The sequence below is a fragment of the Parageobacillus caldoxylosilyticus NBRC 107762 genome (assembly GCF_000632715.1).
GTDB lineage: Bacteria > Bacillota > Bacilli > Bacillales > Anoxybacillaceae > Saccharococcus > Saccharococcus caldoxylosilyticus.
The window spans coordinates 1-14458 of the sequence record NZ_BAWO01000029.1; the positions used below are offsets into that span (position 1 = coordinate 1).

At 38.9% G+C, this 14458-nt stretch carries 17 protein-coding genes and 2 tRNA genes; 18 read left to right on the top strand and 1 reads right to left on the bottom strand.

The genetic code is table 11. The features are described 5' to 3' along the window. Nucleotides 1-11: 11 nt before the first annotated feature. The 7 genes from GCA01S_RS08725 to GCA01S_RS08755 all read left to right on the top strand — a co-directional run bounded on the left by GCA01S_RS08725 (nucleotide 12) and on the right by GCA01S_RS08755 (nucleotide 4124). Nucleotides 12-86: transfer RNA gene (locus GCA01S_RS08725), tRNA-Asn, on the top strand. 4 nt (nucleotides 87-90) lie between these two features. Beyond that, nucleotides 91-163 (top strand) — tRNA-Thr (locus GCA01S_RS08730). Nucleotides 164-168: 5 nt separating this feature from the next. Further along, nucleotides 169-1218 carry a tyrosine-type recombinase/integrase gene (locus tag GCA01S_RS08735; RefSeq protein ID WP_071997942.1) on the top strand — a complete coding sequence of 350 codons (1050 nt, stop codon included), beginning with the start codon at nucleotides 169-171 and terminating at the stop codon, nucleotides 1216-1218. Nucleotides 1219-1231: 13 nt separating this feature from the next. Continuing rightward, on the top strand, nucleotides 1232-1450 hold the full coding sequence (locus GCA01S_RS08740; RefSeq protein WP_008881903.1) for a hypothetical protein: 219 nt from the start codon (nucleotides 1232-1234) through the stop codon (nucleotides 1448-1450). A gap of 160 nt (nucleotides 1451-1610) precedes the next feature. Continuing rightward, the gene (locus GCA01S_RS08745) at nucleotides 1611-2402 is read left to right on the top strand and encodes a helix-turn-helix domain-containing protein (protein ID WP_042409132.1); all 792 of its coding nucleotides are present in this window, start codon (nucleotides 1611-1613) and stop codon (nucleotides 2400-2402) included. A gap of 159 nt (nucleotides 2403-2561) precedes the next feature. Further along, complete coding sequence (locus GCA01S_RS08750; RefSeq protein ID WP_008881900.1) at nucleotides 2562-3239, top strand: DUF4145 domain-containing protein; 678 nt, start codon at nucleotides 2562-2564, stop codon at nucleotides 3237-3239. Nucleotides 3240-3314: 75 nt separating this feature from the next. Further along, nucleotides 3315-4124, top strand: a complete 810-nt coding sequence (locus GCA01S_RS08755; protein WP_042409136.1) for an HNH endonuclease — start codon at nucleotides 3315-3317, stop codon at nucleotides 4122-4124. A 26-nt stretch (nucleotides 4125-4150) separates the two neighbouring features. On the opposite strand, the gene GCA01S_RS08760 is transcribed toward GCA01S_RS08755, so the two are convergent. After that, nucleotides 4151-4396, bottom strand: coding sequence for a hypothetical protein (locus GCA01S_RS08760; RefSeq protein ID WP_008881898.1), 246 nt, complete (start codon nucleotides 4394-4396; stop codon nucleotides 4151-4153). 3491 nt (nucleotides 4397-7887) lie between these two features. Here GCA01S_RS08760 and GCA01S_RS08765 point away from each other — a divergent pair. From GCA01S_RS08765 to GCA01S_RS08815, 11 genes are all read left to right on the top strand, one after another. Then, entirely contained in the window at nucleotides 7888-8124 is a 237-nt protein-coding gene (locus GCA01S_RS08765) for a helix-turn-helix transcriptional regulator (protein ID WP_008881878.1), read from the top strand. 22 nt (nucleotides 8125-8146) lie between these two features. After that, nucleotides 8147-8794, top strand: coding sequence for an HNH endonuclease (locus tag GCA01S_RS08770; protein WP_042409140.1), 648 nt, complete (start codon nucleotides 8147-8149; stop codon nucleotides 8792-8794). A gap of 9 nt (nucleotides 8795-8803) precedes the next feature. After that, nucleotides 8804-9409, top strand: a complete 606-nt coding sequence (locus tag GCA01S_RS08775) for a hypothetical protein (protein WP_042409143.1) — start codon at nucleotides 8804-8806, stop codon at nucleotides 9407-9409. Nucleotides 9410-9627: 218 nt separating this feature from the next. Then, nucleotides 9628-9849, top strand: coding sequence for a hypothetical protein (locus GCA01S_RS08780; RefSeq protein WP_008881874.1), 222 nt, complete (start codon nucleotides 9628-9630; stop codon nucleotides 9847-9849). A gap of 2 nt (nucleotides 9850-9851) precedes the next feature. Further along, nucleotides 9852-10121 carry a hypothetical protein gene (locus tag GCA01S_RS08785; protein WP_008881873.1) on the top strand — a complete coding sequence of 90 codons (270 nt, stop codon included), beginning with the start codon at nucleotides 9852-9854 and terminating at the stop codon, nucleotides 10119-10121. Nucleotides 10122-10143: 22 nt separating this feature from the next. Next, nucleotides 10144-10377: a hypothetical protein gene (locus tag GCA01S_RS08790; RefSeq protein ID WP_008881872.1), complete on the top strand. Its 234-nt coding sequence runs from the start codon at nucleotides 10144-10146 to the stop codon at nucleotides 10375-10377. Beyond that, complete coding sequence (locus tag GCA01S_RS08795) at nucleotides 10377-11048, top strand: HGGxSTG domain-containing protein (RefSeq protein ID WP_008881871.1); 672 nt, start codon at nucleotides 10377-10379, stop codon at nucleotides 11046-11048. Before GCA01S_RS08790 ends, GCA01S_RS08795 begins: the two co-directional genes overlap by 1 nt. 9 nt (nucleotides 11049-11057) lie before the next feature. After that, nucleotides 11058-11369, top strand: coding sequence for a hypothetical protein (locus GCA01S_RS08800; protein ID WP_042409148.1), 312 nt, complete (start codon nucleotides 11058-11060; stop codon nucleotides 11367-11369). 546 nt (nucleotides 11370-11915) lie between these two features. Next, nucleotides 11916-12758, top strand: a complete 843-nt coding sequence (locus GCA01S_RS08805; protein WP_008881867.1) for a DNA adenine methylase — start codon at nucleotides 11916-11918, stop codon at nucleotides 12756-12758. Beyond that, complete coding sequence (locus GCA01S_RS08810; RefSeq protein WP_008881866.1) at nucleotides 12742-14025, top strand: type II restriction enzyme; 1284 nt, start codon at nucleotides 12742-12744, stop codon at nucleotides 14023-14025. The genes GCA01S_RS08805 and GCA01S_RS08810 overlap by 17 nt, the downstream gene beginning before the upstream one ends. Before the next feature lie 105 nt (nucleotides 14026-14130). Continuing rightward, a complete protein-coding gene (locus GCA01S_RS08815) occupies nucleotides 14131-14427 on the top strand; it encodes a hypothetical protein (RefSeq protein WP_008881865.1) in 297 nt (98 codons plus the stop codon). Nucleotides 14428-14458: the final 31 nt, after the last annotated feature.

The following is a 14458-nucleotide window of genomic DNA, read 5'->3' on the forward strand; positions in this document are numbered from 1 at the left end:
AAGTTCAATGTTCCGCAGTAGCTCAGTGGTAGAGCAATCGGCTGTTAACCGATTGGTCGCAGGTTCGAATCCTGCCTGCGGAGCCATCATGCTTCCATAGCTCAGTTGGTAGAGCACTTCCATGGTAAGGAAGAGGTCACCGGTTCAAGCCCGGTTGGAAGCTTCACAATGGCTCGTAGCTTTTTTGGTAAAGTGGTCAAGGTCAAACCATTCACAGCAAGAAAACAAACACTTAACTTATACACTGTACGGAGACACTTCTCTCTCTGGAGTTGGCAAAACTCTAGTGAGAGGAGTGTCTTTTTTATTATGTTCTTGAAGTATGCAATCAGAGAGTTTCTCTCCGAGAAGAAAACCATTGAAAACCTCTCCAGAGCGACTCTCGAAGGGTATGAGCTGTTATTTTCTGATTTCATGAGCTGGACAGAGAAAGAGGGAATAAAAACCATTCAAGAGGTGACTCCTCGGGTATTAAAAAATTACTTTATGTATCTCGCTGAGGAGCGCAAGAATAACCCAGTGTCCCTAAACACGAAACGAAAACTTATGAGCGTATTTTTTAACTTCCTCATTTCAGAGGGACTCCTCAATGGTGACAACCCAGTGAAACAACTCAAGAAAGCCAAGGAGGAGAAAACTCTCAAGACATTAACTGATGAGGAGGTAAATTCCCTCATTGCTTGGTTAAAACGTCAAAAGAGACGCAATAACAGCTTTTATACTGTCAGAGATTACACCATATTTGTGACGCTACTCGGAACTGGAATGAGACTTGGCGAGCTATGCAACCTCAAATGGGAGGACATTGATTTCTCGAGCCAGAGAGCAAAAATCTTTGGCAAGGCTCGCAAGGTTGAGACAATTCCACTTAATAGCAAGCTCCTCTCCGAGTTGGCTCTCTGGAAGGAATATAGCTCAGACTCTCTAGGAAAGCTCCCAGAGTACGTATTTACAAACATAAAGGGAGAACGTCTCGGGGAGAATGGAACAAAGCAAGTTTTTAAACGACTCACGAATGAAACTGGTATTAAAGTTTCACCTCATATGCTCAGACATACATTTGCTCGCAAATTTATTGAGTCTGGAGGAGACGTTTCTGTTTTAAGTAAGCTCCTCAGACATAGCTCCATAAAAACGACAGAGATTTATCTACATTACTTCAGCAACACTCTCAAAGACATGAACGAGGCGCATAACCCTCTCAATAACTTAATTTAAGGAGGAGAAGAGCATGAAGATAAATACTCAGCTTTTGAATGCCATTTTAGAGGTATTAAATGAGTTAGACTACAAACTCGATGACAATTCAACAATTTCCAACCTCAAGGAGGCAATAAACGACCTCGCAGAAAATGGACATTTCTTAGAACTTGCTAAAACCCCTCGAGGGGAAACACAACTCAGGCTTGTTGCTACTAAAGCAACGCTATTAGATGAAGAATTGTATTAAAAAACAAACGAGGAGCTCCCTCCCGAGTCGCCAAACTTTGAAGGGAAGCTCCTCACGCAACACACTCCGAGAGGTTGCCCTAAGGGTTGCCCTCTCGTTTTTTATTATACTTACTGAGAGAGCTTGGGGCAACCTCCAGAGGATAACTGGGGGTTTTATTATGGAAAATTTAAGGGAGTTTGAGACTTTCTCAAGCGTTGAAGAAATGGACAATTTTATAAGTGAAGTTCTGGAGTATTTTGACCTTTGCGAGCTGGATAGAAGGCTTTTAAAGTTACTTGCTGGTCATTCTTGCAAGTTTATTGGAGTAAGCTGGCTCAAGGTTGAATCAATGGCTAACGCTCTAGGAGTAAGCTATAAGACAGTTCAAAGAGCTTTGAAGCGTCTCAAGGAGCTTGGAATAATAAAGAGAATAAGAACTCTGAGACCGACTCGAGGAGGCTTTGGGGCAAGTATAACTATCATTTGTCCTATCGAGTTGACCTATCGTGAGGAAGCCACAAAGGAAGCTCCAGAGGGAACTCAAGAGGCTTCAACTCGCAAAGAAACCTTTTCTTTTAAAACATATTCTGAAGATATAAAATATACTCAAGATATAAAATATATACGACAGCAAGCAGAGCTTGACTACTCATATTTAACTGAGTTTGTACCCGAGGAGTTTATTCAAGTCGTCAAACCTTTTGTAAGACCTGAGGAGGCTTATTCTCTCTGGGGAAAAGTGCAAGTTGCTTCTCGGAGATTTGCTCCACTAGTCGAGAATCTTCTCGAGCCAGCAATTAGAGCTTTTAAGGCTTCTGTCTGGGCTTACAAAACAAGAAGAGTGAAAAAGACTTTTGGAGCGTACTTCTGGGGGACTCTTGCAGGTATCCTCTCAGTAGAGCAACGAAGAGAGCTGATAAGAAGGGGAGAGAGTATTCTTAACATGGACACTTGTTTGTTATCTCTTTGAGGGGACAACTCGCAAGGGAGAGCATTGGCGAGGGGAATATTGAACGGAATGAGGAATGATTGGTGAGGGAGTACATAGAGGAGTAGCTCAAAAAAGGAAAACTCGTGAAGGGAATAAAAAAGGTTCTATTATGGAGAAATTTATGAAAGGGGAGTAAATATGGCTGTTGATTTTAGCGAGAAAATTATTACTGACCCAGTAGATATTAATGGCTTCTTGGTTCATTTTATGGACTTTCCCGATAGTTGCCCTGTTTGTCATTTTTCCATCTCTCCTGAGTTCATTCTTATTCATAAAAAGCAGTTTCATTTAATAGAAGTTCTTTGTGGTTGTCCTAGCAATAGATGCGGTTCTTTATTCTTTGCTGTTTATGAATATGATTCAGGGAGTAAAAGTTATTGGTTGTCACATTGTTATCCATATAGCGGAAAAGATAAAGAGTTCCCCGAGGAAATTGTACAATTATCAAGTGACTTTGTTCAGATTTTTAATCAAGCTCATCATGCAGAGCAAGAAGGACTTGACCGAATATGTGGAGTAGGTTATAGAAAAGCCCTCGAATATCTAATAAAAGATTTTGCTACTCATCTTAATCCAGATGAAGCAGAACAGATTAGAAAATTACCTCTACAGCAATGTATACAAAAGTATATCAATCAGCCTGAGATAAAGGAAATGGCTGAAAGAGCTGTATGGTTAGGGAATGATGAGACTCATTATGTGAGGAAATGGAAAGATAAGGACATTAAAGACTTAAAAAACTTGATTGATTTGACTGTTTACTTTATCAGTATGACTTTAAAGGCTAAAAAATACAGAGAGGAAATGGTAAGATAAACACTAGCTCGGGGCAAGTACAAAAGAAAAAAGCCTTAATGCAATAAAACAGAAAAAGGAAAAGGCAGATGATTTATGTCTCTAAAAGAACAACATTTAGCCCTCAGCTCTGGAATTGGTTTAGCAGGATTTGCTGTCTCAAATTTTTGGGATTATAGTTCTGAAGCATTTGATACATTCAAAGATGAAATTATTGATAGTATTGTCAAACCAAAGAAAATAACAGCTGTTCATCATTACTTATCTTTTTTTCAAGATATTTACGAAGAGATAGACAAAATGAGAAAAAACCTAGATGACATGAAGTATGTATATGATTTTATAACAAGAACTTTGGATGAGGTAAATTTACACCCAAACCTTCCAAAACCAGACTTTGAAAAATGTAATGACGAGTATGGACACTTTGAGTGTGGTTGCAGTGAGATAATAGAGCAATGGATAGGTTTTGTAAGCAAAAACGCAGCACAAATAGATAATTTAATTGTTCATTCTGCGTTCCAATTTGTTTTCCAAGATAGGGGATTTTTGCGTAATTTTCATCTGGAGTTGGCAAAATTTATAAAAAATGAAATGGATTATATTGAGAAAAAATATCCAGATTGTGTAACAGCTAAGAAACGAATCAAGCGACAGCCCTTCCCTCAGTGGTTAAAGTCAGCAGTATTTCATAGAGATAAGGGAACTTGCGTTATATGTCGGTGTGACCTGTCTAACTTAATAAGGCAACAAAATCAAATCCATATAGACCACATTGTTCCTTTAAACCTATTTGGTAGCAATGACGCTTCCAATATGCAGTTGCTTTGTGAAAGGTGCAATACTTCTAAAGGAGACCGTTCAACGGATACTAGTTTTATTAATGTACCGTTTTGGAATTTATAAAGTAAGAGACCTTTTAAGGTCTCTCTTTACTCTTTTTTGTCTTGAAATAATGAGGCTAACTCATCGTTAATTGATGGTAGTTGATTGTCTATTTTATAAAGTAATTTTCTAATCATTTCTCTTAACTGTCGAGCATTTGTAGCAAGGGAGCCATCCATCTTAACGTGAGATAGTTCATAAACACGGTTATTTTCTAAGTCTCTAAGTTTGTTTTCGATTTCTAATATCTCTTGACTGTATTTTTCAGTTATACCAAGTTTTTGTTCGCTCATTTATATAACCTCCCCTCATCGTAATTTCTTTTATTTCTACAAAGTCATTGTTTTTTCCTTTTTGGTTGGACTTTGGTTACAAAAATTGCATTGTCAAAATGTATCTTGTATTAAAATCCCACTGATAATTAAACTCTCCCATCCTCACGAGTGCTCCTCTTGAGTTCCAGTTTTTGAACTATTCACTCCCATTTGATACAGTCAAGAACCCCACTAGAAACCCTTTGGAGACCCTTCTCAAGTGTTAAGCTCGTGTGGGAGCCAGTTTGCAAGGAAAACTCTCATAACGCTCCTCACTGGCTTCCTTGTGAGGTATTCTTTTAGAGCCAAGCTAGAGAGGGCAAACTAACAAGTAATCAGCTCAAGAGAACGTCTTATTTTTATTCAATAACATTGCATAAAAAGTGTATAAAAGGGGGATTTTTTAGGACTCCCCCCGAGAATGTTGATATTAAAGCATTTTGTTGACCACTTTCTTGATAGTTAAGTAGTCAAGGGGGAGAAATGTAAGCGAATGTTTCCCTCTCAAGGTGCATTTGCGAACTGGAACGAACAAGACTTTCCCTCGCAAGATGAAGGCTCTCAAGTTGCACTTGTTTGTTATCACTCACGAGTTAGCCCCTCGTAGAGTTTCCCTTGTCAGCAAAGCTCCCTCGGGGTTAAAATCTCGAGTGCTAATACCCCGAGATGAAACAAGCAAGTATTTAATCTTCTTAGGGTTGCTCCCCACAAACTAACATGCCATAAAAAGCTCAGAAATGACTCTATAAGACGCTTTGGAGAGGTGGGGAGGGATTTATACCCCCTTTTCTGAACAGGTCTCAGAAGGCAAATATGGAGCTCTCAGAAGGTGTCTGGCTCGGGGGGGGAAATAATCCTTGAGGAGTAAGCTCGTAAAAATTGACCTCAAGGAAGGCTCATAGAGACGTTTTAACGGACTTGGTAATGGTGTAACTACCCCCAAGAAGAAAAGCCCCTCAGAGGGCAAAAATGGGGCTCTGAGAGGGTGCTCCACTTTCGAGGTGTTTTTCACAAGGCTTTTCCTCGCTTGAGGTTAAAATCCCGTTCACCAACGTTCTCGAGGAGGTCTCTCTTGAGTTTCTCCTCGCTGATTGTTACAATGGGAAACAGAAAACTGTTATAACTTATTTTAACTTTTCTGTTTTAATCACGAGATAGCTTTCTTTGGAGGAAAACAGTTCGCAAGAGAAAAACTTCAAGTAGAAAGCTGGCGAGAACAAACGAGCTCCTCCTCAAGAGTTTCCACTCGTGAGCCAGCCTCTTGAAAAACCTGTATGGCGAGTAAATCTCCAGAGACTCCTCGCTGAGCTAGAATACAAAAGAGAGATTCCCCTCGAGAGCAAACTCATTTCTGTTATAATGCTTCTTACAAAGTTGTTATAATGAGCTATTTTTAATCTGTTATAATTATTTTTATATGTCTGTTATAATAAAATTAACTAAAACTGTTATAATGTTTTTTCGTGATAACTGTTATAGTCTGTTGTGATTGAGAAGCTCTCTCTTGAGCTGTCCCTCTGAAGAACCCCACCTCACAAGCGAACTCTGCAAGCAATACCCTCCGAGGGGGTATCCTCTTAAGTTTTTTCTCCTCACGAGTTGACCTTTCCCTCAACTTATAACACGCTCTCGGGAGCGTTCTAAGGGGGCGTAGAGACGTTTTACAAAGGGGGGCAGTAGGTAAGGTACCCCAAACTCAATACAGGGCAATTCTGAGGCTCTGAGAAGGTCTGGCTCATGAGTGGTAGCAAACAAGCTGGAGCTCGTGAGATGACTCGCTAAGGAGCGAACTCTCTCTGGCGCACTTCTTAGAGAGCTTTGTAAACAAGACTTACTCACGAGGTAGCAAATTAATAGATACCCCTAAGAGGGTATCAAGTTATTGGTAAACCTTGCGAGCGTCTCGGGGGTGTTTGCGCTCCAGAGGTCATTCTCAAGGGCTGGCTCGGAGGAGGGCGAAAAAAAATAAGGGGTAGGGGGGCTTTCACACACACATTGTGACATTTTTAGAAACTAAAATTTTTCAAATTCCCTCTGGTAGTTATTCCCTTCTGAGTCATTCCCTCCTCGAGCTCGCTTCTCGCAGACGCTCTCCCCAAGAGCTCACTCGCTGAGTTACTCCTCGAGGTGCTCCTCGCCAGTCAGTTCTCAAGTTGGTTACACCTCGGGGTTTATGTTAAGATTTTGTAAATTTTTTCTGGAATGTCCCTTTTCGAGGTGAAAAAGTGTAACCCCTCACTGATATATAATTAGTGAGAGTAACTCAAGAGGGAACTCTAAAGAGTATAACTAAATAGTGTTATATATATATTTATTAATTTAACTAATTAGTGTCTAAATTAGTTTAACTAATTAGTTTCTAACTCAGTAATCATAAATATAAAAACATTACTGAGGTTTAACTAATAAGGTTTACACTAAAGAGTTATCTTCTTAGAAAAACATAAATAAAAAAATACATGAGATAGTATTAATTAGTTTAACTCTAAAGAGTAAACTCCTCGAGGTGATACTAATTAAATTTAACTTCTCGAGGGTTTATTGATTTATGTTTTTATTTTATTTCTCTGAGATGGAAACTAATTAGTTAATACTCATAAGCTCCTCCGTTCGAGCTCCTCACTATTTTATGTTTTATGTTTTTATTTTTATATTTTCTTTCTCGAGCTAGGACTAATTAAGAATAGCTCAAGAGCTCCTTCTCGTGAGTTGAATAATCTTTCTCTCTCCTCTCGAAATAAACACCAGCGAGCCAGCCTCAGAGAGAGCCTTCTTCGGGGGTTTCTCTCGAGAGCTGGCTCTTTTAAAATTCCCTTACGAGACGCAACTAAACAAACACCCTTCAAAAGCTCCTCAAAACTGGCTCAGCGAGTTGATTTCAAAAAATAACTCTCTGACTTCTCCTCGAGGTGTAACCCCCCACTGATATATATATAGTGAGAGGGGAAATAGACCCCTAAAAGGCTCTTTGCTCCATGGCTGTTCCTCAAGGTTTACTTTCAACATATACCTCGTACCGCTCCATTGACGGAGAGAAGTCTTTGAGTGCTTCACTCACGAGCTGGCTCAATGAGGCTTGCTCTTGAGCTGGCTCTGTCTTGTTGCTCATGAGTTTATCATCTCATGCTATCGTCCTCCTGCAATTCCTCTCGAGTGGGTTAGAAAAAATTTTTAGCTGTAATTTTTCTCAGCTCCTCAAACCCGCATTCTTGCGTTCCTAGTTATTAGGAAAAGTGTAACCCCCCTCTGATATATATTTAGTGAGAGGGGAAATAGAGGGAAAAACATTGTTAGCTCAGTGTAAGCTCCAGTAATAAACTCGTTAAGATTGACAGCAAAAAGTAAGCCCTTTACCATGGGGAACTCGTTAGAGTCCATCACAAGCCCACTGTTCTCGAGTCGAAAAATGACTCGATTCTTTTTTGAGCAGTGGGCTTAAATTCGAACAGTTTTAAGGCGAGGTGAGCTAGATGGATAAAAAAACGGTCTTACTTTTGAACGTCGAAGAACACTTGAAGCGAATGGGGTGGACTCAAAAAGAGCTTGCAAAGCGCCTCGGTAAGTCTAAGGATTACGTGTCAACGCTAAAACGAGCGAAGCACATAAACCTTGAGGTAGCTGGCAAACTGATGGACGTTTTCGATTTAAACTCCTTAGATGAGCTTTTTCTGGTTGCTAAAGTCGATGACAAAAACAAAGAAAAATAAAACCTAGCGAGGTGGGCTTGTGATGAACACTAATGAGAAAGTTTTTGAAGTGAGAACAAACAGACTCGGGCGGTTTGAGCTTTATCAAAACGGAAAACTCGTTCAAAAGGTTTGTCGTACTTGTGGCAAGGTTAAACTTGCGAGCGAGTTTCCAAGAAACAGTCATGGTCATCACAGACCGGACTGTCGAGAGTGCTTCAACAAACGTCAAAGAGAATACTTGAGGGAGCACAAAGACTGGAAAGTGGTTTACAGACAGCGGGATAGAGCAAGACAGTTTGGAGCCCCTGACAACTACACTCTTGAGGACTACCTCGAGCTGAAAGCATTTGCGAATGGTCGTTGCATGATTAGTGGCAAGAAGACAGACAAACTTCAAGTTGACCATGTGATGACTCTCAGCAAGAAAGTCTTAGGAAGCACAAAAGGCAATATAATTCTCGTTTGTGAGGAAGTCAACCAAGCAAAGCGAGATATGAGCTTGTTTGAGTTTCTTCAAAGTGAACGCTCAAGAGGGCTCGTTGACAGAGAACAACTCGAGAGAACGATTCGCTACTTGGCAGACGCAAACGGTATGACACCTCAAGAGTATTTAGATTTCCTTTACAGAGCTGAGGAGCTCGCCAAGGACATAAAAGAGTTTTTTGAGAACGAAAATAAAGCAAACTAACGGAGGTCGATGAAAGTGAAGCTTATGAATTATTTCAAAAAACAAAGCGATTTAGAAAAATTGATGGCTGAGAAACAAACCTTAGAAAACGAATATAGCGAGATGACAAAAAAGGTTAACCAAGTACAAAGCCTTTTAAACCTAGCTCAAGCTGAACTCATGGTTGACAGCTCCACAACAAACAAGAAGAAAGTTGACAAGTTTAAAGAAGCCCTTGAGAAGTTAGAAAAAGAGCGAGCTACTGTTTTAGAGAAAGTGCAAAAAGTTGCTGTTGAGATTGCACGCTTGAACATGGAAAAACGCAAAGCAGAAATTGAAGCGATTGCTGACAACGATGTTGAACGATTTGAGGAATATTACAGAAGTTATAAACTCAAGAAGCTATGGGAGGAGAAAGTTAGCAAGATAATTCACCAAAAAACAAAAATTTTAGACGCTACAACACCAAAGGGTCTCTTAAAAGAAGCTGGAGTTGAAATAGGTCACTTTGACAAAACAAACGAAGCTCACAAACCTTATTTAGAGCTCTGGGAACGCAAGAGAGCAGAAGTTGAGGAACAAGTTGAAAAAGAACTTGCTGAGCTAGAAAAACAGCTTGAGGATTTCTTAGGTTAAGTCTCTGAGGTGAACAGCCATGAAGCAAAAGAGTCTCAGAGATTTCAAGTTAGAAATTCTCAAGATGGAGCACGAGAGAGAGCTTGCATTTAGAGAATTTATGTTAAAGCATGAGCTCAAACTCTTGAAAATAAAACGAAACCTCAAAGAGAGCTACTCGAGAGTTAGTACATGAACTCCTTCTCAGAGGAGTAAATTCAACACCTCGAGGTGATTGTATGGAAAATGTGAAAAACCATTATAAAAGTCTCCTTCTCGACTACCAAGAAGCGAGCAGAGTCTTTATTGAGACTGGAAGAATGAGCTTGTTAGCTTATGCGCTTGAGCGGTTGGAACAATTCGAGAGAAAGTTTATTGAGGCTTACTCCCTTGAGGAGCTTCTCGAGTTACAATTGGAACTCTTTCCAGATGGGACACTAACAACAAGTGAGGTGATTTAACGATGAAAGACTTTAATAAATTGTTTGACGAGGCTTTTAATAAAGTTTGGAGCAAATATGAGAAGAAGATTCAAGAGAAGCAACGCTTCAATGAAATGACTCTTAGCGAAAAGCTCGAATGGCTCAAGAAGAAAACTAAAGAAGTTGAAGAATACTTTGAGAAAAGCTGGGCAGTGAAAGAACTTGAGAAGAAAGAGCGAGAAAAGCGTGAAAAAGAGGAGTTTGAAGCTTGGTATAGAGATTATGTCCGTCGCATGGGGAATACTTTCTAACCCCACCTCGAGGTGAGACGCTATGGAAGTAGACAAGCAAAAGGTCGCTGAGGTTATGGTGGCTTTGCAGGAAGCCATTCTCAGCGAGGACTTAGCTCGTTTTTATGAACATGTTGGAAAGCTCGAGAAGCTAACTGGCGAGGAGTTTACTGGCAAAGTTCTTTGCACCTTTGCGAGCCAGCTCTCGAGGGAACATGCGATTGTGAACGTTATTTTGCTCCCTGTAATTGAGGAGCTCAAAAGGGGTGAGAAGTAATGCCGAGCTTTAAGGATTTGAGCACAGAGCTTCAAGCAAAGGTTAGAACTCTCGAGGCGATTGCTGAGAAGGATAAAGACGAGGCGAGAGCTCATGAGTATTACAGAGAGCTTAAAAAGAGCAAAGAGATTTGTGGAGCTCTGTCCAACTCGGGGAAAATTTGCATAAATAAACCACACTATAAAGAGAATGGAACGACAAATGGAAGATGTATTTGGCATGGTGGAAAGTCCACTGGAGCTAAGACCAAAGAAGGTAAGAAAAAAGCTCTCGACAATTTAAGAGGTAAAAGTCCGGTACATGGATTATACACAAAAGACTTTCTTTCGACGCTGACAGATGATGAAATAGCTTTCATGCACTGGCTCGAGGAAGGAGTAAAAACTCATTATGAAGTGAGTACACCTCTTGAGGAGACAGCTCTACAAATGCTCATAATGGAAGCTCTAAGACATTTCCGTATGGTAAATACTCGCTTTGAGAAAGAAAGTAAACACACAAGCGAGTTTCTCACTAAATTCTTGCGAATTATTGAAACTCAAGGCTGGAAACGCAAAGAAGAAGACAAGACAAAAGGAGTTAGTACAGAGGTTATGCTGAAACTCATTAATGAACTCGACAAGCCAAGAAAAAGCTCCAACGAGCCACCAAAAATTAAGCGTATTAAGTGAGGTGTGAAAATGAGAAAGGAGCAAAAACTTCTCGCACTGTTATTTTATAAGGAGCATGAGCTCAAGGTCAAACACTTGAACGAGAGTTTAAACCATTTATTCACTCAAAGAGATTTGGCACAACTCCGAGGTGAACTCAAGACAGTTGAAACTTTGGAATTAAAAATTAAAGCGGTGTCTCAAGAGCTTGAACAGTTGGAGCAAGATGGTTTCTTGCTCTTTCACTTTGTCAAGCTCTTTTTGTTTGAGGAAATGCTAGACCTTATGAAAGAAGCTCGAGAGGAGACAGAAAAGCTCTTTCAAGAGTGGCTGGACAGTTAAGAAGGTGAAACAAGGTGGCTAAGAACTTGATTGACATTATACTCATGCTAGCGACCGAGCCAGCTCCATTCTCAAAAAGATTCAAGATAGTATAAAAAAAACTTGATGTTCGTGAGGCGAGTAGAGTTGATAAAAAGCTCATTTCAATTCGATGAAAAAGTTATCGTGTTCATCTCATCACGAGATAGTGAAAGCCCTTGGAAAGACCTCTCTAAAGAGGAACTTAAAAGAGAACTAACTCAGTATTCAGCTTTCTCAGAAGTGCTTCTCATTCACGAGGAGACGAATGAGACTGTAACCTTAAAGCTTTTCTAGGAGGGTGATTGCATGGAAAAGAAAAACATAAGTTTTTCCAAGTGGATTACACTTATCTTGATAAAAACGATTAAATTCACAGAGTCTCGGGAATTGTACAAGCTTTACTTGTTTCAACTAAAAAAATTGGCGATTTATTTGTTTTTGGATTAATGATATGATAAAGATATAGAATCCTTGTTCGGGTATAGTTAATTTAGGATTTGCGGTAATTAAGGGAGAGAAGTTACAGTGACAAAAAATAAACTAGCACAACCTTTTTTAAAGTGGGCAGGAGGTAAACGTCAGTTACTTCCAGAAATACGTAAATATATTCCTAAAAAGATAAACACTTATTACGAACCATTTTTGGGTGCTGGAGCAGTATTATTTGATATTCAACCTAAGAAGGCTGTAATTAATGACATTAATACTGAACTTATCAATACTTATATCGCTATAAGAGACCACGTTGATGAGCTTATAAATGATTTAAAAAAACACAAGAATGAAAAAGAATACTTTTATGCAATTCGTGATTTAGACCGTAAAGAAGAATTTAAGAAGCTTTCCTTGGTTGAGAGGGCATCACGAATTATTTACTTAAATAAAACGTGTTTTAATGGTCTATTTCGTGTAAACAGTCAAGGTCATTTTAATGTTCCTTTTGGTAAATATAAAAACCCTCAAATAGTGAATGAAATTGTTTTAAGAGCTGTTCATAACTATCTAAATTCTAATGATATAACTATACTAAATGTTGATTTTGAAAAAGCTGTAGAGAACGCCAAAAAAGGAGATTTTATTTATTTTGACCCTCCTTATGACCCTGTTTCAGATACTTCTTCTTTTACTGGTTACAGTTTATACGGATTTGATAAAGATGACCAGATTAGGTTGAGAGATTTGTTCGTTGAACTAGATAAACGAGGGTGCAAGGTCTTATTAAGTAACTCGGCGACTGATTTTATAAAGGACTTATACAAAGATTTTCATATTGAGGTTGTTTCAGCGAATAGAAACATCAATGCAAATGCTTCAAGGAGAGGAAAAATTGACGAAGTATTGGTGATGAATTATGAACCTGACAGATAAAGCTTGGGAGAAGTTATTTGAGCGTTATAACATTCTCCAAGAAATTGAGAAAAATGGTTTTTATGAAATTGAAGCAAAGACAATAAAAGAAGAGCGAGAGCCAAGGTTAATGGCAAAGTTTGACCATAGTAGCAACTTGCCAAAGCTATTTAAAAAGAACGGTTTATCTATTTTGCCAATTTCACGCTCAAAATATGTTATAGGTCAATTTGATGTTTATCAAAAAGTAACTTATAACCAAAAGATAAAACCGACTCAAGTGAGTTTTCCAAGTGACATTACAACTATTGACCCGACGAACCTTTATTCAGAAAGCTCAGCTCTTCATTGTGCTGTTATAACTGGAATGATTGAGGATGTTCTAGGAGAGGAAGCTTTCCAGACTGTCTCTGGGAAGATGTCCTCTAAAAAGTTTGACTTTAATATTAGAACTAAAAAGGGGAATGACCTCAAAATTAACGTTACTAACTCACAAGTAGAAATTGATGGCGGATATGAGAGTGCTAATCAATTTATGATTGTTGAAGCGAAAAATGAAATGGTTGAGGATTTTCTTATTCGTCAACTTTATTATCCTTACCGCTTGTGGCAAGGGAAAACATATAAAGAAGTTAGACCAGTATTTTTTACGTACTCAAACGATATTTTTAGCTTTTTTATATTCGAGTTTACTGACCCAATGAGGTACAACTCTTTGAAATTGGTTGAGCAAAAAGATTATGTTATTGCTCATGAGGAGATAGAACTGGAGGATATTATTGAGCTGGTAAACACAACAAAAGTTCAACCAGAGCCACAAATAGCTTTTCCTCAAGCTGACTTATTTCCTCGGATAGTTGACCTTCTAGGGTTACTGGTCGAGAATGATTTAGATAGAGAAACTATTACTTTAAATTATGACTTTGATGAGAGACAAACATACTATTACACAACGGCTGGAATGTATCTAGGATTGATTGAAAGGTACACTGATAAAGAAACAAAGAAAGTTATGTTTACCTTGTCAAATAAAGGTAGAGAAATAATGAGAAAGAGCTTTAAGCAAAAATATTTGAGCTTAGCTGGTTGTATTTTAGCTCATGAACCATTCAAACAAGTTCTTCTTGAGTATATTCAAAATGGCGCTCCTCCAGAAAAGGGGAGAGTAGTTGAAATAATGAGAAGATGTAAACTTTATAATGTCAATTCAGACTCCACATATGAAAGAAGAGCGCAAACAGTCAGCAAATGGGTTGAGTGGATTTTGGATTTGCCAAATATGTATTAACAAGACCGAGTCGCCAAGAAAGAATTTATGACTTAAGCGTGAGCCACCTTGCGAGGTGGCTATTTAAATTTTTAAATAACATACTTTGAAGGGAGGTTGAGAAATATGACAAAGCTGGAGAAAGCAGTGAGAGAAATTGTCAGTTCAAAGGGTGACAGTGCGTATTTTAAGCAGAGCGTTCTAAAATATGGATGCTCCATAGTGGTTGAGGAGTTGAATACCCCTGAGAAAGCAAGAATTTTTTACAGAAAGTATGCAAACGATATTGACAAGTTAGCACAGGAATATTTAGAAAAGACTGGGCGAGCACCAGCCATAAAAATTACTAGGCTCGATGACCTTGATGTGGCTATGGCTTATTGGGCTTTTGAGGAGTGTGTTCGCAGAATGATGAGTGCTTAGAGAGGTTGAAAAGTCAACTCTTTTGATAAAT